General features: G+C 72.4%; 13 protein-coding genes. 6 read left to right on the forward strand and 7 right to left on the reverse strand.

Annotated elements, in window-relative coordinates; translation table 11 throughout:
* Positions 1-93 precede the first annotated feature (93 nt).
* The 3 genes from WMF19_RS30295 to WMF19_RS30305 form a co-directional block, all read right to left on the reverse strand.
* Positions 94-1,998, reverse strand: a complete 1,905-nt coding sequence (locus WMF19_RS30295; protein ID WP_437893559.1) for a DEAD/DEAH box helicase — start codon at positions 1,996-1,998, stop codon at positions 94-96.
* 278 nt (positions 1,999-2,276) lie between these two features.
* Positions 2,277-4,250, reverse strand: coding sequence for a glycoside hydrolase family 9 protein (locus WMF19_RS30300; RefSeq protein WP_437893560.1), 1,974 nt, complete (start codon positions 4,248-4,250; stop codon positions 2,277-2,279).
* Between the two features lie 195 nt (positions 4,251-4,445).
* A complete protein-coding gene (locus WMF19_RS30305; RefSeq protein ID WP_012237941.1) occupies positions 4,446-5,345 on the reverse strand; it encodes a 1,4-dihydroxy-2-naphthoyl-CoA synthase in 900 nt (299 codons plus the stop codon).
* Positions 5,346-5,708: 363 nt separating this feature from the next.
* On the opposite strand from WMF19_RS30305, the gene WMF19_RS30310 reads away from it, so the two are divergent.
* The 5 genes from WMF19_RS30310 (at position 5,709) to WMF19_RS30330 (ending at position 11,556) form a co-directional block, all read left to right on the forward strand.
* Entirely contained in the window at positions 5,709-6,881 is a 1,173-nt protein-coding gene (locus WMF19_RS30310; RefSeq protein WP_437893561.1) for a PAS domain-containing protein, read from the forward strand.
* Positions 6,882-7,001: 120 nt separating this feature from the next.
* Positions 7,002-8,102 (forward strand): fibrinogen-like YCDxxxxGGGW domain-containing protein, encoded by a 1,101-nt coding sequence (locus WMF19_RS30315; RefSeq protein ID WP_437893562.1) that lies wholly within the window; start codon positions 7,002-7,004, stop codon positions 8,100-8,102.
* A gap of 83 nt (positions 8,103-8,185) precedes the next feature.
* Complete coding sequence (locus WMF19_RS30320; protein ID WP_272094248.1) at positions 8,186-8,707, forward strand: hypothetical protein; 522 nt, start codon at positions 8,186-8,188, stop codon at positions 8,705-8,707.
* A 26-nt stretch (positions 8,708-8,733) separates the two neighbouring features.
* Positions 8,734-9,372 (forward strand): hypothetical protein, encoded by a 639-nt coding sequence (locus tag WMF19_RS30325; protein WP_437323339.1) that lies wholly within the window; start codon positions 8,734-8,736, stop codon positions 9,370-9,372.
* 111 nt (positions 9,373-9,483) lie between these two features.
* Positions 9,484-11,556: a protein kinase domain-containing protein gene (locus WMF19_RS30330; RefSeq protein WP_437893563.1), complete on the forward strand. Its 2,073-nt coding sequence runs from the start codon at positions 9,484-9,486 to the stop codon at positions 11,554-11,556.
* A gap of 52 nt (positions 11,557-11,608) precedes the next feature.
* Here WMF19_RS30330 and WMF19_RS30335 read toward each other — a convergent pair whose 3' ends face one another.
* From WMF19_RS30335 to WMF19_RS30345, 3 genes are all read right to left on the reverse strand, one after another.
* On the reverse strand, positions 11,609-12,532 hold the full coding sequence (locus WMF19_RS30335; protein ID WP_437893564.1) for a hypothetical protein: 924 nt from the start codon (positions 12,530-12,532) through the stop codon (positions 11,609-11,611).
* A 513-nt stretch (positions 12,533-13,045) separates the two neighbouring features.
* A complete protein-coding gene (locus WMF19_RS30340) occupies positions 13,046-13,960 on the reverse strand; it encodes a hypothetical protein (RefSeq protein WP_437893565.1) in 915 nt (304 codons plus the stop codon).
* 215 nt (positions 13,961-14,175) lie between these two features.
* Positions 14,176-18,066 carry a serine/threonine-protein kinase gene (locus WMF19_RS30345; protein WP_437893566.1) on the reverse strand — a complete coding sequence of 1,297 codons (3,891 nt, stop codon included), beginning with the start codon at positions 18,064-18,066 and terminating at the stop codon, positions 14,176-14,178.
* Between the two features lie 206 nt (positions 18,067-18,272).
* On the opposite strand from WMF19_RS30345, the gene WMF19_RS30350 reads away from it, so the two are divergent.
* Positions 18,273-19,826 carry a serine/threonine-protein kinase gene (locus WMF19_RS30350; protein WP_437893567.1) on the forward strand — a complete coding sequence of 518 codons (1,554 nt, stop codon included), beginning with the start codon at positions 18,273-18,275 and terminating at the stop codon, positions 19,824-19,826.
* A 125-nt stretch (positions 19,827-19,951) separates the two neighbouring features.
* On the opposite strand, the gene WMF19_RS30355 is transcribed toward WMF19_RS30350, so the two are convergent.
* Positions 19,952-20,737 (reverse strand): hypothetical protein, encoded by a 786-nt coding sequence (locus tag WMF19_RS30355; protein WP_437893568.1) that lies wholly within the window; start codon positions 20,735-20,737, stop codon positions 19,952-19,954.
* Positions 20,738-20,794: the final 57 nt, after the last annotated feature.

Genomic DNA, 20,794 nt, shown 5'->3' on the forward strand with positions numbered 1-20,794 from the left:
GTACAACAGCCGAGGTCTCCGAGAAATCAGGAAACCCCTACTATTGCGAGCGATCTCGGCCGTCTGCCCCGGTCCGCCGCGCCAGGACAGGCGCTACTCGACGCGCATCGAGCTCGCGCGGACGATGCGGATCCGCGCATCACGCGCGTCGGGCTGGTTGACCGCGCGCGCGAACTCGGGCGCGGCCGGGGAGGCCACCTCGACGACGGACGCGGTGGAGCCGATGCGGATCGCGCCGATCTGCTGGCTCGACACGCCGCCGCGGCGGCACACGAGCGCGAGCAGGCGCCGGGGGTCGGCGCCGTGGCGCTCTCCCCAGTTGACCTGGAAAGGCACGAAGGGGAGGCGCGGGGGCTGCTCCCCATTGCCTTGACGAGCGGCGGGGCGAGCGCGCGACGGGGCCTCGGACCAGGGCGGCGCGGAGGACCGGGCGCGCGAGGGGGCTCCGGACCAGGGCGGCGCAGAGGAGCGGGCGCGCGACGGGGCCCCGGACCAGGGCGGCGCAGGCGGCCGGGCGCGCGACGGCGGCTCGGAGCGGGGCGGCGCGACGGCGGTGACGGGCTGCGGAGCGCAGGGGCCGGTGTGCTTCGCCCGCGCGAGGAGGGCCGCGACGAGCTCGGTCGCGTCCATGTCCGCGAGCAGGCGGGCAGCGAGCTCCCTGTGCCGCGCCTCGGGCGCGGGGCCGGACGCCTCGCGCGGGCCGCGCACGTTCGCATCCACCACGGCCGTATCGACCGCGGCCGCGTCGCCCGCGACCGCATCGCCCGCAGCCGCGCCCTCCAGGCGCACCGCGGCGAGCTCGGCGGCGAGCCGCTCGTCGGCGGCGCGGAGCACGTCGTCCGGCGACGGCGCCGGCCGGAACGTGGCCTCGACGCGCGCGCGCCGGAGCAGGCGCAGCGCGTGCTCTCGCGCGAACGGCGCGACGAGCAGCACGCTCGTCCCCTTGCGGCCCGCCCGGCCGGTGCGGCCGCTCCGGTGCGTGAAGATCTCGGGATCACCCGGGGGATCGGCGTGGATGACGCGCCCGACCTCGGGGACGTCGATGCCGCGCGCGGCCACGTCGGTCGCGACGAGGGTCGTGATGGCGCCCGAGCGAAACGCGTCGAGCGTGCGGGTCCGCTCGCGCTGCTCGAGGTCGCCGCTCAGGGCGCGCGCGGGCAGGCCGAGCGCGGTGAGCTTGTCGGCGAGCTCGGCGGCGCCCTCGCGGGTGCGGACGAAGACGAGCGTGCGCTCGCCGGGCGCGAGCAGCAGCAGGTTCACGACCGCCGCGTCGCGCTCCGCCGGCAGCACGAGGTGGGCGACGTGGGCGATGTCGCCGTTCGCGGCGCCGGGGCGCGTGCCCTCGACGCTCACGGCGTCGCGCTGAAAGCGATCGGCGAGCGCGCGGACCTCGCGGGAAAAGGTGGCCGACACGAGGTGGGTCTGGCGAGCCTCGGGCATCTTGCCGACGATCGCCTCGAGGTCGTCGCGGAAGCCGAGGTCGAGCATCTGGTCCGCCTCGTCGAGCACGAGGGCGAGGACGCCGCGCGGATCGAGCGTCCCGCGGTCCAGGTGATCGAGCAGGCGGCCGGGCGTCCCGGCGATGACCAGGGGGTCGCGCCGCAGCGAGCGCGCCTCGTCGCCGAAGCTCGTGCCGCCGGTGACGCACGCGACGCGCGCGCCGAGGGGCGAGAGAAGCCAGCTGAGCTCGCCGGCGATCTGCGCGGCGAGCTCGCGCGTCGGCGCGATGATCACCGCGGCCGGAGCCGCCGCGGTGCGGGGCGCGCCGTCGGGCGCGGCCGCGCGCTCGGCGAGGGCGCGCGCGAGGCGGGGGGCGAGCGCGAGGCCGATGGCCACGGTCTTTCCGGAGCCGGTCTGCGACGAGACACGAAGGTCCCGCCCGGCGAGCTCAGGGGCGAGGACGGCCTGTTGGACGGGGGTGAGGGAGGTGAAGCCGCGGCGGGCGAGGGCGCCCGCGAGCGGCGCGGGCAAGGCGTCGAGCGATGAGGCTGGATTCATGAAAGCCGCGCAACCTAGCAGAAGCTGGACGGTTGTCGCGGCCAATCGCTCATCGGGCGTGGGGCGCGGCATGGCGCGGCGCGGCTGCGCGGCGCTCCGGGGTGGCGGCAATCCCCCACCCTGCCGGGATGATGGAACCGCCAAGGCGCCATAAGACGCCATAAGACGCCGATATTATTAGATTTTTTGGCGTCCTTGGCGTCCTTGGCGTGCTTGGCGTGCTTGGCGGCTCAAAAGCCCCCACCTTCAGTCAACGTGCCCCACCCCCGCGCTCCGGGTCACTGGGCGCTCGCCTTGGCCTTCTCGTCCAGCCAGGCCACCGTCCACGCGAGCGGGCTGTTCCAGTTGATGGTGATCTCGTTCGCCGACCACGCCTCGATGTCGTCGATGTAGCACTTCTGCGGGACGCACTTCGCGCGGCCCTCCGCCGCGTCGAGCGCCTCTTTCGCCACCGGATCCTCCAGCCCGGAGTTCGGCCCACCGGAGACCGCGCCGGGCGGAGCGGACGGGAACGACGCGTCCAGCTGGTGCGCCCAGAAGCGATGATGCGGGTTCTCGAGCGGGTTCTCGCCGTAGCCGGAGACATAGGACTTGTCCATCGGGTTGCGCCCGAGGAGGTAATCCGCGCCCGACGCCACGCCGTCGAAGTACTTTTGCTCGCCGGTGAAGTCGTGCGCCAGGGCCAGGACCACCATGTTGTTGAGCACGAAGGAGTTGGAGCCCCAGGGATACCCTTTCTCGTTCGCCTTGAAGGGCACCCGGTACCCCTCCGCCCCGAGGACCTCGAGGTACTTGTCGGCGATGGCGATCAGCTTGGTCCGGGCCGCCTCACGCTCCGCCGCGGCATGCTGGGCCTCGACCACGGCGAGCGAGATGGCGCCCAGCCCGTCGACCTGTCCCCACGTCATGGCGCTGAACGTGCCGTCCGCGCCGGCGAGCTCCTCGCTGTACGGCGACGCCGCGAGCTCGGCCTGGTACGCGGCGTCCTTCGTGGTGAGGAAGAGCTCGGCGGCCGCCCAGTAGAACTCGTCGCTCAGCTCGGCGTCTCCGTAGCCGCCGCCGCCCACGACCTTGCTCTCGTCCGGGACGACCTTCGGGTTCGCCTTCGCCGCGGTCCACGCCCGCGTCGCGGCCTCGAGGCACTCGGCCGAGAACCCGGGATCGAGATCGCGCCAGATGCGCGCGGCCTGGGCCGCGGTGGCGGCGAGGTTGAGCGTCGCCGCCGTGCTCACCGGGCGCAGGAAGCGCGGCTGCGGATCCTCGTGCGGCGGCATCGGCAGGCCGGTCCACTCCAGGTCGTGGATCTTGTGGTGCACCATGCCCGCGTTGGTCTGGCCCTCCGGCACCTGCATCGCGAGCATGAACTCGATCTCCCACCGGGCCTCGTCGAGGAGGTCGGGGATCTGGTTCGCGTTCTCGGGGATCTTCAGCTTGCCGTCGCCGAAGTCGTCCGCCGTCGACCCGAGCGCGACGAAGCGCTCGTACTGGTTCAGCAACGTCCAGGCGGAGATACCGCCGTTGACCACGTACTTGCCGTGATCGCCGGCGTCGTACCACCCGCCGGTGACGTCGAGCGTGTACGTGCAGCCGATATCCGCGCCGCAAGGGGCCTCGTCCGGCAGGTGCCCCGCCGGACGCGCGTGGTCGGGGCCGACGTACTGCTCCAGGATCTCGATGCCGGAACGGTTGTGATAGAAGTACGCGAGCGCGTCGTACTTCATCTGAGAGTAGATGGTCGGGCCCACGTCGAACGGGTGGCTCGACACCTCCCCGACACGGAGGGTGTACCCCTCGCCGACGGTCGTGAAACCGCTGAAATCGATGGTGTGCACGTGCTCGCCGGAGCTCGCGTCGTCGCCCACGACGCGGGTCGCCCCGCTGGCGACCACCGTGCCGCCGGCGTCGACGAGCTCCCACGCATGCGGCTTGTCGGCCGCGGCGACGACCGTGGCGACCTTGGCGGCGGCCGGCAGGTACCCGACCTGGTTGACGCGGATCAGCTCGGTGCCCGACGGCGGCACCGTCTCGACCGGCGCCTCGCCGCCCGCGCCGCCCGCGCCGCCCGCACCGCCGGCACCACCCGCACCGCCGGCGCCACCCGCACCGCCGGCGCCACCCGCACCGCCGGCGCCACCCGCACCGCCCGCGCCGCCCGACGCCTCCGCACCGCCCGCGCCGTCCGAGGGGCTGTCGTCGCCGCAGCCAACAGCGGTGAGGCCGCCCGCGAGCGCCAGAAGAAGAGACCCTCCCAACCAAAGCCAAGAACGCTCCCGACGAGCCGACTTCGCAGCCGAAAGACAAAGCATGATGTGTATCTCCAGGTAAAGTTGAAGCCGCGCGACCAGATGCCGCGCACGGAATCTTACAACGCCGCCACCATCAAGGAAGTGGATGTCGGTGTCAAGCGCTATTGTGCGCTCCGGGCGTGGAGCGGCGGCTCGCCGTCGTCAGTAGTGCCAGGGATAACGCGTGAAGTCCGGGCGGCGCTTCTCCAGGAAGGCGTCTCGGCCCTCCTTCGCCTCCTCCGTCCCGTAGGCGAGCCGCGTCGCCTCGCCGGCGAAGAGCTGCTGTCCGACGAGCCCCTCGTCAGGCAGGTTGAAGCCGTACTTCAGCATCCGCATCGCGGTCGGGCTCTTCGAGTTGATGATCGCGCCCCACCGCAGCGCCTCCTCCTCGAGCTCCGCGTGAGGGACGACGGCGTTGACCATGCCCATCGCCGCCGCCTGCTCCGCCGTGTAATCGAGCCCGAGGAAGAAGATCTCCCGCGCCTTCTTCTGCCCGACCTGCCGCGCGAGCAGCGCCGAGCCATACCCGCTGTCGAAGCTCGCGACGTCCGGGTCCGTCTGCTTGAACATCGCGTGCTCGCGGCTCGCCAGCGTCATGTCGCAGACCACGTGGAGGCTGTGGCCGCCGCCCGCCGCCCAGCCGGGCACCACCGCGATGACGACCTTGGGCATGAACCGGATGAGCCGCTGCACCTCCAGGATGTGGAGCCGGCCGAGCCGCGCCGGGTCGGCCTGCCCCGCGCTCTCACCCTCGTATTTGTAACCGTCCTTCCCGCGGATGCGCTGATCGCCGCCGGAGCAGAACGCCCAGCCGCCGTCCTTCGGAGAGGGCCCGTTGCCGGTGATCAGCACACAACCCACGTCCGAGGTCGTGCGCGCGTGCTCGAGCGCGGTGTACAGCTCATCGACGGTGCGGGGACGAAACGCGTTGCGGACCTCGGGACGGTTGAACGCGATGCGGACGGTGCCCTGGTCCACGGCGCGGTGGTAGGTGAGATCCTCGAACGAGAACCCATCGACCTCGCGCCAGCGCGCCGGGTTGAAAATCGCAGAGACGGTCATGGTCCACTCCTTTGGGGCGCGGACCGTACTCGCCTCATCGTGGGCTGGCAACCTCGGCGACATGACAGTGGCGACCTCCGAGCCCGCGCGCTTCGCCAGGCCCGGGCGTCCCTTCTGGCGCGGCCGGCCCAGCACGCCCGCTAACGAGCCTCCCGATACCCTTGACACATAAGCCGTTCTCGTGGACAAGCAGGCTTCGACGCGCGGTGAGGTCGACGTCGCGCCGCCTGGGCATTGCGCGTGCGCGCTCTGGCCAGGCGGCGCGCGAGGCGCTCGCCGGCGTTCGGACAGGAGAATCGCTGATGGCGGGCGGCCTCGACGACGGGCGCGCATCAGCCTGCCCGCGAGGGGGACGATATGGGCTTGAGCTACGAACGACTTTTCCAGGTCTCGTCAGGACTCCTGGCCACCGCGGACGCGCGCGGTTACTTCCATGATCTGAGCTCTGCGTGGGAGCAGACCCTCGGCTGGTCCCTCGACGAGCTCAGGGCCAGGCCCTACATCGAGCTCGTCCACCCCGACGACCGCGAGGCCACGCTCGCCGAGGCCGCCGCCCTCTTCCAGGGTCGCGCGAACGGCCGGTTCGACAATCGTTATGTGTGCAAGGACGGCTCGTACCGGTGGCTCGGCTGGACCGCCCGAGTGGACATGGACGGAGCGCCCTCCGAACGCCTCATGGTCGCCACGGCGCTCGACCTGACGAGCGACCGGGAGCGGACGGCGCAGCTCACGCAGGCGGCGGAGCTGACCACGGTCTACGAGAAGCTGTTCCGGGTGTCCGTGGGCCTGCTCGTGACCCTGGACGCAGAGGGGTACTTCCGCCACGCCAACCCGGCCTGGGAGCGCACCCTCGGCTGGTCCCCCTCGGACATGATCTCGAAGCCGTTCATCGAGTTCGTCCATCCCGACGACCGCGAGGCCACGCTCGCCGAGGCCGCCGCGCTCTTCCAGGGCCACACGACCATCAAGTTCGACAACCGGTACGCGTGCAAGGACGGCTCCTACAGGTGGCTCGCGTGGACCGCGCACCTGGACGCGGCCGAGGAGCCGTCGCGCCGCCTCGTCTACGGCACCGCCCACGACGTCACGCCTTACAGGGAGCTGCTCGACAAGCTCGAGCGGACGCTCGCGCGGCTCCGCGACACGATGCAGGCGATGTCGACGCCGCTCATCCCGATCACCGATCGCATCATGGTCATGCCCCTCGTGGGCCAGATGGACTCGGAGCGGATCGATCAGGTGATGTCGGCCGCGCTCGCTGGAGTCCAGTCCACCCAGGCTCAGGTGGTCATCCTCGACGTGACGGGGCTCAAGGAAATCGACACGCGGGTCGCCGCCGGGCTCGTCGACACAGCGAAGGCGCTGCAGCTGCTCGGCGCACGGACGATCCTGACCGGCATCCGGCCAGCGGTGGCGCAGACGCTCGTCGGGCTCTCGCTCGACCTGGCGGGCCTCGTGACGAAGAGCACCCTCCAGAGCGCCATCGCCTTTGCGCTGCAGAGCGACCAGGGCGCGCCACGGGCCCTCGCCCGATAAGAGCGTCGGAAACGTGCCGGCGCCCGGCGGCGGAGCAGCCGACCGCGCTGGGCGGATGCGCGCGCCGGGGCGGCTGGTGTATAAGGCCGCGTGGCGTGTGTTCGTGTCCGTGGAGGTCGCATGTCGCTCGGCCGAGGTTCGGTCGCAGGAGCCTGCTGCGCAGCCATCGTGTTGCTCGCCGCCGTGTCGGCCTGCTCGACCAGGGTGCGGAGGTTCGGAGACGGCGACGCCGGAGGCGGCGGGAGCGCCTCGGCGTCGAGCGCCGGCGGCGGCTCGGCCGCGAGCACCGGCGAGGGCGGCTCGGCCGGGAGCGCCGATGGCGGCGCCTCGGCGTCGAGCGGCGGGGGCGGGTGCGAGCCCGGCCGCCAGGAGGCCTGTTACGAAGGGGCGCCGGCCACGTTGAACCGCGGACCCTGCCGCGCCGGCATGAAGATCTGCGACGACGAAGGGAACGGGTTCGGCCCGTGCGCCGGAGAGGTGCTGCCCGCCGCCGAGCGCTGCGACACCGCCGAGGACGAGGACTGCGACGGCGCGGTCAACGCGGGGTGCGTCTACGCCCGGTGCGCCGACGTCCCCCGCGGCCTGCCGAGCGGCGTGTACACCCTCGATCTGGACGGCGCCGGGAGAGATCCGGAGTTCCCCGTGGTGTGCGATCTGGAGACGGCCGGTGGAGGGTGGGCGCTCGTCTACAACAGCGTTGGTTCGGCGGAGGGAACGACGCTGGCGTTCTGGGACATCCCGTACGCCGAGCGGCTCGGGACCAAGGGCGAGCCGGCGCTCACGCGGAACTTCTACAGGGGCTCTCTCTACCTCGTCGGCCGGGAGTACCGCGATGAGATCGAGGACATCGAGGGCACCGTCGCGGAGGTCCTGCGCGCGACCGCCGAAGGCATCGACACGACGACCATGAAGTTCCTCCGCCCCCTGCACCGCTCCGGGGACGCCGACGTCTTCTTCTCCCATTTCCTCTCGGGGTGGTCGTCGCCCGACCACGACGGTGACACGGCCCCGGACAATAACTGCGCGGTCGAATCCCTGAACGTCACGCAGCACTACGCGCAGTGCTGGGACTACAACCTCGGCGCGGACGGGGACGCGCCGTTCGACGACGGCGGCTGGGGTCCCCACCTCGGTACGCACGTCGCGGACCAGGTCGGCCTCGCGAACGACGATACGCGGTATACCCGCGTGCGGCGAATCTCGCGCTGGACACGGTGGTGAGCCGGGGCCTCAGGCGCACCTCCGCGTGTACCTCCGCGGATTTTGTGACAATTTCCGGGAGGCTCGGGTATGCTCGCCCGGCCATGCGCTTCTATGCACTGACTTTGCTGACGCTCTTCGCGAGCCTCTGCCTGGCGAGCTGCTGGAACAGCGGCGCCTGCGTGGAGGGAGACGCGTGCGAGTGCTCCAACGGGGATGAGTGTTACCTCGGCTGCGACGGTGACAATTGCGACCAGCGCTGCTTCCAGATGGATCGCTGCGGCGCCGTCTGCGAGCACGGGTGCTCGTTCGAGTGCTTCGATGTCGACGAGTGCTCGGCCTCCTGCGGGGACGATTGCGACCTCAACTGCCATAACACGGCGGCGTGCGGGGCCATCTGCGATCGCGACTGCCGGTACGAGTGCCACGACACGAGCCGGTGCGGCGTCGTCGTCGGCTCGCGCAGCGTCGTGACCTGCCGGAACGTGGCGACCTGCGAGGTCGAGTGCCGGGGCTCATGCGAGGTGTTCTGCGACAACGTGGGCGGCGAGTGCCGCGTCACCTGCCCCGGCGGCGATGCTGCGGTCATGTGCCCGAACGGCTCGCGCTCGTGCGGCGGATGCTGAGGAGACCGAGACCGATGCAGAGAGCGATGACATCGCAGCTTCGCGCGCCGCGCCTCCTGGCCGCCGCGCTCTCGTTCGTGGCGCTGACGATCGGGTGGGCCGAGGTCGGCGAGGCGCAGATGACGATCAAGCGCCCCGGCGATCGCCCCGATTACAAGGTCGAGCTGGAGCCGCACCTCCTCCTCACGCCGTTCGAGCCGCTCGGCGGCCCTGGCGCCGGGAACGGCCTCGGCGCCGGGTTCCGCGCCACCATCGACATCGCGCCCGACGGCTTCATCAAGCGCCTCAACGATTCGGTCGGGATCGGCTTTGGCCTCGACGGCATCCACTACGGAGGGGACGCGGACTACCGCGGCGTCTGCACCCGCTTCGAGAACGGGCCCGCGGGCACGCGGATCTGCACCGAGGTCGACCGGTACGGTGCGCCTTCGAACTACGTGTTCGGCTCGGTCGTGATGCAGTGGAACTTCTGGCTTCACAGGAAGTGGTCGGTCTTCGGCGAGCCGGGGCTGTCGCTGTACCTCGGCGACGTGGGCCGCGACGGGGTCTTCGGGGTCTCACCTGCCCTGTTCGTCGGCGGGCGCTTCCACTTCACGGAGAACGTGACGCTCACGATGCGGCTCGGATACCCGGCGTTCTCGCTGGGCGTCTCGTTCCTCCTGTGAATTTCGCGCGCTCGCGGACGCCCGCGTCGTGCGCCCCCGCGCCCCTTCCGCTCGTGGAGCGCCCACGCACCGCTTCCCCGCGACGCCGGCCGACCTGATATCCTGCGCCGCATGCCGGAGACGCCGCGATCCGAAGAGACGCTCGGCTCGGCCTTGGTCGAGGATCTCACGGTCCCGAGGCTCGGCGCGCCGGCCGCGCAGCCCATGGAGGAGCTCTCGAGCTCGGCGCTCACCGAGGACATCGAGGCGATCGAGGCGGCGGCGGCCGGGGGCGCGGGCGGCGACCCGCTGATCGGGAGCCTGATCTCGGGGCGCTACCGCGTCCACGAGCTCATCGGGGAGGGCGGGATGGGCGCCGTCTACCGGGGCGAGCAGGTGCACCTCCGCAAGCAGGTCGCGATCAAGCTGCTCCGGCCCCTCGCCCGGCGGATGCCGGAGCTCGTGGCGCGGTTCGAGCGCGAGGCCGTCGCGGGAGCGCACATCCGGCACCCGAACGTCGTCGCGGCGATCGACTTCGGTCAGCTGGACGACGCGTCGTTCTTCCTCGTCCTCGAGTACGTCGAGGGGACGCCGCTCAAGGAGGCGATCGCGGGGGGACGGCTCCCGCCCGCGCGGGCGCTCCGCATCGCGCGCCAGATCGCGTCGGCGCTCGCGGCGACGCACGAGAAGGGCATCGTCCACCGGGACGTGAAGCCCCAGAACGTCCTGCTCGACGCGCACGATCAGGTCAGGCTCATCGATTTCGGGCTCGCGAAGGTGAACGTCGATCTCCTGTCCAGCCAGAGCCGCAAGACGGCGGCGCCGACCCCCGCCCTGACGAGCGCCGGCGAGGTCTTCGGCACGCTCGCGTACCTCGCGCCGGAGGCGCTGCGCGGGATGGACGCGGTGGACGCGCGCGCGGATCTGTATGCGCTCGGGCTCATGCTCTACGAGATGCTCACCGGACAGCACCCCTTCGGCACGAAGAACGTGGTGGAGCGGCTCAAGCAGCAGGGGCCGGAAGGTCCGCCGGCCCTCCGCGCGCGCGCTCCGGATCTGGAGGTGCCCTACGAGGTCGAGCAGGCCGTGATGCGGCTCATGGAGCAGGATCCGTCGTTCCGTTTCCAGACGGCGGCCGACGCCATCGCGGCGCTCGATGAGGGGCTCGCGGCGATCACGCGCGCCGCGGCGTCGGCAGGCGGCGGGATCGCCGCGGCTGGCCAGGCCCCGTCGGGCGGGGCCATCGCGGCGAGCGGGGCCGCCGCGGGAGCCGCCACCGCGGCGGGCCCGAGCACCGCAGCGGGCCCGAGCATCGCGGCGGGCCAGGCCACCGCGGGCGGGGCCACCGCGGCGGGCGGGGCCGCCGAGCAGGCTGCGAACGCGGCGCCCAGGGCTCAGGCGCCGTCTGCCTGGCCGGGGCCCCGGGCGACCTTGCTCGCGCGCGCGCACCGCCGGCCCGCGGCCTCGCCGGGCTGGGTGCCCCTCGCGGCGGCGCTCTCGGCCCTGGCGGCGCTCGCGATCGGCGTCGCGCTCTGGCTCGTCGTCCGGCGGCCCGCAGCGACCACGGAGACGCCCGCCGTCGCCTCCGTCGAGCCCCTGCCGGCGCCGGCAGCCCCCCCTCCCGCCTCGGCGAGCGCGGCGCCCGAGGACGACGCCCGCAGCGCCCCGAGCCCGCGCGCGCAGCTCAGCCGGGCCGTGGCGACCAGGAACTGGGTGCTCGGGGCGCGGGCGCTGCTGGCCCTCGCGGAGGCCGATCCGGAGCTCGCCCTGAGCAGGGGCCTGCGCGAAGAGGTGCTCTCCACCGTGGCGGGCATCGGGTTCGAGGAGGACAACCCGGCGGCGGACGAGGTCTTCGACCTGCTCACGAACCGGCTCGGCAGCGGCGGGCTGGACGTGCTGCTCGACCTCGTGCGCGCGCGCGGAGGCACCAAGGCGGCCCGGCGCGCCAGCGAGATCCTGGCCCGGCCCGACGTGATGGCGCGCGCGACCCCCGCGCTCCGCGTCATCTTCGCGTTCCGCAGGGCCAGCTGCGGCGGCAAGCGGGCGCTCTTCGCCCGCGCCGCGGCCGAGGGGGACGAGCGCATGCTCTTCGAGCTCCAGGTGCTGCACGGCGCGCGGTGCAGGCGGAGCGATCCGTGCTGCTTCCGCGACGACAAGGCGATCGCCGACGCGATTCAGCAGCTGAAGACGCGCCTCGGGACGTGACCGGCGCGCGCGGCGCGCCTCCTTTCCGCCGGGCCCGCCGCAGAGGCGCCGCTCAGAGCAGGCCGCAGCCGTTGTAGAGCGGCAGGAGATCGCTGTCGCGCACGTAGCTCTGGATCGTCTCGGAGTAGCTCTGGACGCGCGGCCCCAGCAGCGGGCCCAGGACCGCCCCGAGCAGCGGGAGCGGGTAGCAGGTCTGGTTGCCAGCGGCGTCCTTCAGGCAGGTCAGATCGCAGAGACCGAGGAAGGCGATACCGCACGTCGGCACGTGGCCACAGAGCCGCTCGAGCGAGAGGAGGCCGAGATCGAGCGGGCAGCTCAGCGAGAGCGCCGAGAGCTCCCCCGTGAGATCGGGATCGATGCAGGCATACCCGGCGATGGTCCCAGAAAGGAACGCGTTGCCGTACATCGTGGCGTCGTGGACGACGAACTCCGAGTAGGGCTCTTCGTCCAGGGAGCAATCGAGGGCCGGGTGGTTGCCCTGCAGCAAGATCTCCACATGCTCGCCGGTGCCGTTCAGGTGCTGAAAGATGCACGCCGAGACCCAGCGCTGCTCCGAGGGGAGGAGAGCACGCGTCGTCCATCCCGGCGCGAACCCGAAGGAGCCGTAGAACCTACGGCCGTCCGGAGCGTAGACGACCTGGTCCGAAGACAGCGCGCAGCGAACGGTGTAGTCGAGCACGCTCCTGCCGCCAGAGGTGCCGAGCAGCGCCGTCGGGACCACGACCTTGTTGGCGTCGGCGAGCGGAGCCCGGCCGAGCGTCTGGAACGCCGTGCGGTTCGCCGGCGCCCAGAAGTCGCTGGGCAGCAGGCCGTTACATCCGATGGGCACCGCAGTGCGCCGTATTGGCAGCTCCGCTGTCTCGACGGGGTCGGCGTCCGACGGGGCGTCGGGGTCGGTGTCCGGCGGGGCGGCGCATCCCGCCGTGAACACACCGGCACCAAGGAGACCAACTGCGATGAAACGGATCGATGACATTCGGCTCTCCTCCGAGGTGGTCGCGCAGCCAGGTACAGGGCCAGATCAGACATCGACCAGCAATATCGCGCTTTCTTGAATTGGCAATCTCCCACCCTCAAGAAAGGCGCGCAATGCTGAAAATCGGCACACGGTGGTTGTATGAAACTGCGGGCTTACCCGAGCACGACACGGGATGAACCCTATCGCAACAGGCTCGCATCAGTCCGGCACGGGTGGACGAACGTCCGGAGCCCGCGACGTCTCCGCCAACGCGCGCTCTAGCTCGACGAAGCGGGACAACCATAGGGGGCTCTCCCCGCGGTGCTCCCGCGCGCTCGCGAGGGCCTCCTCCGCCGCACGCCGAGCTCCAGGTGCTGCACGGCGCGCGGTGCAGGCGGAGCGATCCCTGCTGCTTCCGCGACGACAAGGCGATCGCCGACGCCATCCAGCAGCTGAAGACGCGCCTCGGGACGTGGCCGGCGCGCGCGGCGCGCCTCCTTTCCGCCGGGCCCCGCCACAGAGGCGCTGCCCTCAGAGCAGGCCGCAGCCGGGGTAGAGCGGCAGGAGATCCCTGTCGCGCAGTTCGGTCCGGATCGTCTCCGAGTAGCTCGGCCCGAGCAGCGAACCCAGCAGGGGCCCGAGCAGCGGGAGCGTGCGGCACGTCTGATCCCCATCGGCGTCCTCCAGGCAGGTCAGATCGCAGAGCCCGAGGAAGGCGATACCGCACGTCGGCACGTGGCCGCAGAGCCGCTCCCGCGCGAGGAGGCTGAGATCGAGCGGGCAGCTCAGCGAGAGCGCCGAGAGCTCCCCGGCGAGATCGGGATCGATGCAGGCATACCCGGCGATGGCCGAAGCAAGGAACGCGTTGCCGTACATCGTGGCGTCGTGGACGACGAACTCCGTGAAGGGCTCCTCGTCCGGGGAGGACTCGAGGGCCGTGTGACTGCCCTTCAGCAAGATCTCCACATGCTCGCCGGAGCCGTTCAGGTGCTGGAAGATGCACGCCGAGACCCAGCGCTGCTCCGACGGGGTGAGACCACGCTCCGTCCACTCCGGCGCGAACCCCAAGGTGCCGTGGAACGGAGAGCCGTCCGGACCGTAGACGACCTGTTCAGAGGACAGCGCGCAGCGCACGGTGTAGTCGAGCACGCTCTTTCCACCGGAGGTGCCGAGCAGCGCCGTCGGGACCACGACGTCGTTGGCGCCGGCGAGCGCAGCCTGACCGAGCGCCTGGAACGCCGTGCGGTTCGCCGGCGCCCAGAAGTCGCTGGGGAGCAGGCCGTTACATCCGATGGGCACCGCATTGCGCCGTATTGGCAGCTCCGCCGTCTCGACGGGCTCGGTGTCCGACGGAGCGTCAGGGTCGGTGTCCGACGGGGCGACGCACCCCGCCGTGAACAAACCGGCGCCAAGCAGACCAGCCGCAATGAAACGGATCGATGACATTCAGCTCTCCTCCGAGAAAGGCGCGCTGCCACGCACGGGGCCGTGCTCCGACACCGACCAGCGATCTCGCTCTTCCTTAAATTAACAGTCTTTCATTTTCCAGGAAGATGCGCAATAGTGAAAAGCAGCATACGGAGGTTTGTCGCCCGTATCCGGGCTCGCCGGAATATCGAGCGGAACGCGCCTTATCGAGTCAGGATCAAGCCAGGATCGAGTCACTGCGACACGGCTGGACGAACGTCGAGTGTCCGCAATGTCTCCTCCAGGTTGCGTTCTAGCTCGACGAAGCGGGACAGCCACAGGGGGCTCTCCCCGCGGTGCTCCCGCGCGCTCGCGAGCGCCTCCTCCGCCTCACGCACGTGTCCGCGACGTAGCGCCATGCGAGCACGCCAGTAAAGGAACATCAGCGTCTGCTCGGCGATCGACTGGTCTTTCGCCCGCCGGATCGCTTCGCCCCACGCGAGAGAGGACGGAGGTCCCGGCCGGAGCCCGACCTCCGAGAGCACGAGCTCGAGCAAGCCGTACTCCGTGAGATCGCCCGGCTCGAGGGCGCACGATCGCTGGATCCACAGCACCAGCTGGCTCGCCTGCTCGTACTCGTCGAGCGCCAGGTGGATCTGCGCGAGCAGCATCGCCGTCTGGGGCATCGGGCGCTCGGAGGCCTGCTCTTCCAGCCACCGGGCGCGCCGCAGGAGCGCGAGCGCCTCCCGCTGCCTGTCGCTCCAGTGGAGCAGCACGGCGACGTTGTACGAGGCCATCTTCTCCAGCCACGGATTGCCGATCTCGCGCGCGAGATCGACGGCGCGGCGCAGGTCGCCGACCGCGCCCGGCAGCGACCACCGCCAGGCCCACAGCGCGATGCGGTTGATGTACGCCCCGCAGAGGTGAAATCGATCGCCGGCCGCCGTGACCAGGGCGATCAGGTCGTCGGAGGCGCGCTCGGCGTCCTCGCGGCGACCTGCGCTCGCGAGCTGGAACGACAGCATGATCAACGCAGGGACACGCGCGTCGTAGTCTCCCGACGCCGCGGCGCGATCGGCGCACGCGGTGAGCTCCGCGATGGCCTCCTCGATCTTCCCCCGCCGCCACGAGGTGCGGGCCTCGGCGACCCGGAGGCGCAGCGCGAGCTCGGGCGAGCCCTGCGCGTGCGCGTGCGCGTTGTTGACGAGCGGCCGCGCCTCCTCCACCCGGCGCGCCGACGCCTCGAACTCGAAGGCCCAGTCGAGCACGGTCGCGTCCTCGAGCAGGAGGCTCGCCCTCGCCTGCGCGTCGCCGAGCGCCTCGGCCAGCGCGAGCGCGTCGCCGAAATCGCTCCGCGCCTCCCGGACGCGGCACATCCGGTACCGGCTCCTGCCGCGGCCCGCGAGCGCGCGCGCGCGCCGGGGCGCGTCGCCTTGCTCGGCGATCTGGAGCGCGGCGTCGTAGCGCCGGTCGGCCTCGACGGCGTCGTGCCGCGCGGACGCGAGATCGCCGAGCGCGAGGTAGGCGTCGGCCGCCTCGGCGCGCTCGCCGCACACGGCCGCGTGGCGCGCGAGCGCGCGGAGGCCGTCGGTCGAGCCGGCCGCCACCTGCGCCCGCCAGTACGCGAGGGCGCTCCGGTGGATCGCGGCGCGGTGCGCCGGGTCGAGCATCTCGTAGACCGCCTCCTGGAGGACCGCGTTCTGGAACGCGTGCCGGTCGTCCACGCCGCCGCCGCGGCCCTCGCCGTCGCGCAGCAGGATCCGCCGCTCGACGAGGGCCGCGAGCCCGAAGCCCGCGTCGACCATCGCTCCGGCGCCGCCCGCGCGCTCCAGGCCGTCCAGCACCGCCTCGAGCTCGGCGCGATCGAACGACATGCCGAGCGCCGAGCAGACCCGGGCGCACGTCGCGAGCTCCGGCGGCAGATCGTCGAGCCGCTGCGCCGCGAGCCATTGCCACGCCGGCGCCGGCGGCAGCGCCTCGACCTCCGCGGTCGCCACGTACGAGCCGCCGCCGGCGCGCCGGCGCACGACGCCCGCGCGCTTGAGCGAGCGGACGAGCTGCCGCAGGCAATCCGGGTTGCCCCCCGCCCAGTCGGCCAGCCGGCGGAGGATCTCCGCCGGCGGGTACTCGGCCGGCAAGAGCAGGCGCGAGGCGAGATCCATCGCCGCCTCCTCCGCGAGGGGCGCGAGCGTCACGCGGGTGTGGCGCTGGTTGCGCTGACCCCAGCTGGGACGGGCCTGCTCGAAGCGAGGGCGCGCGGTCACGACCACCCAGAGGGGGGTGCCCTCGCCGTCGAGCGTGGCGTACTCGAGCGCGTCGAGCAGGACGTCGTCCGCCTGGTCGGCGTCGTCGAGGATCACGGCGAGGGGGCCGCGGCGCGCCCCGCGGCGGAGCGCCTCGGCGAGCGCCAGCATCAGGCCGTTGCGGGCCTCCCCGGCCAGGCGCCCGCCGCGGGGCCCGGCCCAGCCGAGCGCCGCGGCGACGGCCTCCCACGTCGCGCCGCCGAGCGTCTCGCCGAGCCGCTCCACGCAGAACTGCCGCGGATCTCCGGGGCTCTCCCTCGGCGCGTCGAGCGCGACGGAGAGGAGCGCACGCACGGCCTGCGCGGCGCCGCCGTGGATGGGGTGGAGCGCGCGCACGGCCACCACGCGCACGTCCGGGACCGGCACGCCGGCGATGCTGGCCGCCTCGGCCGCGAGGCGCGTCTTGCCGAGACCGGCGTCGCCGATGAGCGTGAACAGGCCGGGGCACGTCCCGTCGAAGGCGTCGGTCGCGCTGGCCGCGAGCGCCGAGAGCACGTCGTCGCGGCCGAGCAGCGCCGGCTCGCGCAGGCTCTCCGGGTCGCCTGGCGGCGTGGGGGCGAGCTCGTCGTCGGGCAGCGCGCGCTCGAACTCCTCGGTCATCGCGAGGCCGCCCCAGGGCTCGGCCGGCAACCACGCCTCGGGGCGCTCGACCGGCGCGCCGTAGGCGGCGTGCAGCCCGCCGGCGATCCTGCGCAGGCGCACGCTGGCGAGGTGCAGCGCCACGCGCGCGCCGCCGCTCAGCGCGAGATCGCGCGCCGCGGCCAGCGCGGCGCGGGCTGGATCGTCGACGTCCCTCGCGGAGAACACGGCGAGGCAGCGCTGCCCCCGCTGCCGCGCGACGAACCCCCGGCGGCCGCCGATGGCCGCGATCACCGGCCCGGCACCGCCCTCCGCGAAGAGCAGCGCGACCGGCTGCAGCCCCTCGGCGACGGCCGCCGCAGCGCCGTCGCCCTGCCGCTGCGATCGCGGCGCGGACGGAGGCGGGATCGAGTCGGCGCGAGGCCGCGCGCGCAGGGCGTGCAGGGTGCGCCGGAGCGCGGCGGCGCTGTCCGGGCGGCGGCTCGGGTCCTTGGCGAGGCAGGCGAGCGTCAGCGCCTCAAGCCCCTCGGGGACGTCCACGAGATCGCTCGGGCGCGGCGGGCGCAGCGCCAGGTGGCCGTGCTCGACGGCGGTCTCGCCCCCGACGAACGGCGGGCGCAGGGTGAGCAGCTCGAACAGGATCACGCCGAACGCGTAGATGTCCGCGCGCGCGTCGATCCGCGAGGCGTCGCCCCGGAGCAGCTCCGGAGCCATGTACTCCGGCGTCCCCACGATGTCGCCGGCGCGCGTCACGCCGACGGACACCGCCTGCGGCTCGCCGCCTTCGGCGGGCCTCGCCAGGCCGAAATCGAGCAGCACCGCGCGGTCGCTCGAGCCGAGCAGGAAGAGGTTCTCCGGCTTGAGATCGCGGTGGATGACGCCGCGCGCGTGCGCCGCCTCGATCACGGCGAGGATCGCGTCGGCGCGCCCGGCGGCGCGATCCGGATCGAGCGGCGCGGGCAGCGCCGCCAGCTCCTCGGCGAGGGTCTGGCCGAAGAGCCGCTCGATCACGAGATAGGGCCGCCCCCCGGGGAGCTCGCCGCAAGCGACCAGCTGCGGGGCGTGCGGCACGCCGACGCGCTCGAGCAGCGCGGCCTCCCGCCGGAACCGCTCGCGCAGGTCCCACGCCGCGTGCCTTCCCACCTTGATGGCGACCGGCGCTCCATCGCAGTCCTGCTGCGCGGCCCAGACGTCGGAGAAGCCGCCATGACCGAGCGGACCGAGCAGCGAGAAGCCCTCGATCGCGGGCGCCGCGCGCTCCACGGTGTCACGCTCAGCGGGCGGCGGGACAAAGCCATCTCTGACACACGGAGCATCAGCGGCGAGCCGCCCGCGACATACGGAGCAACGGTGCATGATTCGGCTCGTCTGCCGGCAACCGGGGGTCGCGTTCGACACCGGCCTGCGCGTACTGTAATGCGCGGGCTCAGCAGTTGTCATCGAGGAAGTAAGCGGCTGTCGCATATCCGATGAAGAACCCTGGCCAGAACGATGAGCCGCTTCCCGCCGCGCCGCCGGCCGACGCCCCCGCGGCGGGCGAGCCGCTGATCGTCACGTCGCGGACATGGAAACAAAACACGCCCGACACGCGCGATCGCGAGGGCGCCGGTCCGGGCGCCCCGCGCGCCGCGACGCTGCGGGCAGGCGAGTACCTCCTCGACGGCGTCATCGCCGAGGGTGGGTTCGGCGTCGTCCACCGCGCGGTGCACGCGGCGAGCAAGGCGCCGGCGGCGGTCAAGATCATGCACGCCGACCTGATCTCACGCGCCGACGTCGTGCTCCGCTTCCAGCGCGAGGTGGACGCGATCGGGCGGATCCGGCACCCGAACGTCGTGGAGATCCTCGACGTCGGGCGGCTCGACGACGGGAGGCCCTACTTCGCGATGGAGCTCCTCCAGGGCAAGAGCCTCGAGCAGCACCTGTTCGCGCGCGGGCGGCTCCCGGCGGACGAGGCGCTCGCGATCCTCGATCCGCTCTGCGGCGCGCTCGCCGCGGTCCACGCGCTCGGGATCATCCACCGCGACGTGAAGCCCTCGAACGTGATCCTGTGCGAGCGCGGCGGGGAGCTCAGGGTCGTGCTGCTCGACTTCGGCATCGCGAAGCTGCTCGGCGCGACGGATCTCTCGCTCACGTCGTCACGGCACGTCGTGGGGACCCCGGCGTTCATGTCGCCCGAGCAGCTCCTCAACCGGCCTGTCGACATGCGGACCGACGTCTATGCGCTCGGCGCGCTGCTCTACACGATGATCGCGGGATCCATGCCGTTCCTGGCGACCACGTATCCGGTGCTGCGCCACCTGCACCTGCACCAGGCGCCGCCCCGCCCGAGCCTGCACGCGCCGGTCGACCCGGCGTTCGACGATATCGTCGTGCGGGCCATGAGCAAGGATCCCGCGGGCCGCCACCCGGACGTCGCCGCGTTCCTGGGCGACGTGCGGGCCGCGACGGCGCGGATCGCGCGGACCGGCGCGGTGGAGGCGGGTCACATCCGGCGCCTCGCCATCGGGCTGCTCGTCGAGGTCCTCGCCGAGAGCCGCGCGCTCGAGGCCCCCACCGACGCTTTCCTGGCCGATTTCGAGGCCGTGGTCCCGGACGCCGTGGCCGCGCTCGCGCCCTCGGGGTTCTCGCCGCTCGCGATCACGAGCACCAGCGTGCTTCTCGCGGCGGACCTCCGGCGCGGCGAGCGCGGCACCGAAGAGGCGCGCCACCGCGCGATCGCGGCCGCCATCGAGCTGCACACGCGGCTCGCCGGGCCGGGCCAGCGCGATCCCAGGATCAGCGTCCGCTTCTGCCTCCACGCCGGCGACGCGGTGCTCACCGAGGACGGCGCCCTGGTGGGCGGGAACCTCCTCGAGCTCTCCTCGTGCCTCCCGGAGACGGCGGAGCCGGGCGTGTACGCGTCGCCGGCCATGCTCGATGGCGTCGCCTTCCTGTCACACCGGGTCTCGGGGGCCGCCGGCGCCACGATCCCGATGCGCCGCGTGTTCGTGCGGCCGCCGGGCCGCGCCGCGGCGCCCGCCTAGTACTACAGCCGCACTTGCGGCCCATCTGCGGCTGTAGACGGGCGGACGGACGCGGATTTCTCGACGATTTTGATGCCTACAGCCACACCTCGGACCAACTGCTGCTGTAGTGCTGGAGGTCGAGCTCAGAGCACGCCGGGCGCAGGCGGCGCGGCGGGGCCCGACTTGGCCTTCGCCTTCGTCTTGCGGTGCGCAAGCCCCAGCCGGACCAGGAAGTCGCGCCGCTTGACGACCGCGCGGGCCGTCTCCGACCATTCGCGGTACCAGCCGTAGAGGGCGCGGAGCGCATCGACGTGCTCCTGGCTGTCGACGACCGCCCTCACCTGCTCGGCGTCGCCGGTTTCTTCTCCGTCGCCCTCGACGGCCGCCGTTCCGTCGCCCGACGCGATGTCGACGAGCTGCCGCAGGCGGCTTCGTTCTTCCTTGGGGTACCCGCGCTTCGCGAGCGTCTCCAGCGCGGCGTGGTCGTCCTTGCGGGTCGCCTTGCGCTTCGCGCTCTTCTCGAGGGCGTCGAGCCGGTCGAGCAGCGTCTTCACGGACACGACCGCGCCCGCGCCGACCTGCGGGGTGAGGTTGTCGAACACGAACTTCTCCTGGAGCGGGTGCCGCCGCTCGAGCATCGCGCGGATGATCCGGAAGTGCGGCTCGTCCCACGCGTCCAGCTCGGCGACCGCCTTGCCGACCTCGGCGTCCTCGACCTCGTCGGGCTCGCCGATGCCGAAGCCGGAGGCGCGGTGGAGCAGGTCCCAGCCCTCCCTGTGGTCCTCGTCGGTGTAGCCGCGCTCCCGGAGGAGCGCGCGGATCTGTTTGTTCTTGCCTGCTGCGGACAGAAACTTCAGCGCACGCGCTGGGATCTCGGCGAGCACCTGCCGGCTGGGACCTTCGCCGTCGACGTCGATCTCTGAGCTCAAGTCAACCTCCCGGATGCGAGGTGAGCACAGTGCCCCGTTGACTGGCAAGCCGGCGGT

The sequence above is a fragment of the Sorangium sp. So ce124 genome (assembly GCF_051525235.1).
In the GTDB taxonomy this organism is placed as follows: domain Bacteria; phylum Myxococcota_A; class Polyangia; order Polyangiales; family Polyangiaceae; genus Sorangium; species Sorangium atrum.

Excerpts from the sequence above, each read along its gene's own strand:
- WMF19_RS30305 (WP_012237941.1), bottom strand. The coding sequence starts at position 5,345 with ATGACCGTCTCTGCGATTTTCAACCCGGCGCGCTGGCGCGAGGTCGAT.
- WMF19_RS30315 (WP_437893562.1), top strand. The coding sequence starts at position 7,002 with ATGTCGCTCGGCCGAGGTTCGGTCGCAGGAGCCTGCTGCGCAGCCATC.
- WMF19_RS30330 (WP_437893563.1), top strand. The coding sequence starts at position 9,484 with ATGCCGGAGACGCCGCGATCCGAAGAGACGCTCGGCTCGGCCTTGGTC.
- WMF19_RS30335 (WP_437893564.1), bottom strand. The coding sequence starts at position 12,532 with ATGTCATCGATCCGTTTCATCGCAGTTGGTCTCCTTGGTGCCGGTGTG.
- WMF19_RS30320 (WP_272094248.1), top strand. The coding sequence starts at position 8,186 with ATGCGCTTCTATGCACTGACTTTGCTGACGCTCTTCGCGAGCCTCTGC.
- WMF19_RS30325 (WP_437323339.1), top strand. The coding sequence starts at position 8,734 with ATGACATCGCAGCTTCGCGCGCCGCGCCTCCTGGCCGCCGCGCTCTCG.
- WMF19_RS30350 (WP_437893567.1), top strand. The coding sequence starts at position 18,273 with ATGAAGAACCCTGGCCAGAACGATGAGCCGCTTCCCGCCGCGCCGCCG.
- WMF19_RS30295 (WP_437893559.1), bottom strand. The coding sequence starts at position 1,998 with ATGAATCCAGCCTCATCGCTCGACGCCTTGCCCGCGCCGCTCGCGGGC.
- WMF19_RS30340 (WP_437893565.1), bottom strand. The coding sequence starts at position 13,960 with ATGTCATCGATCCGTTTCATTGCGGCTGGTCTGCTTGGCGCCGGTTTG.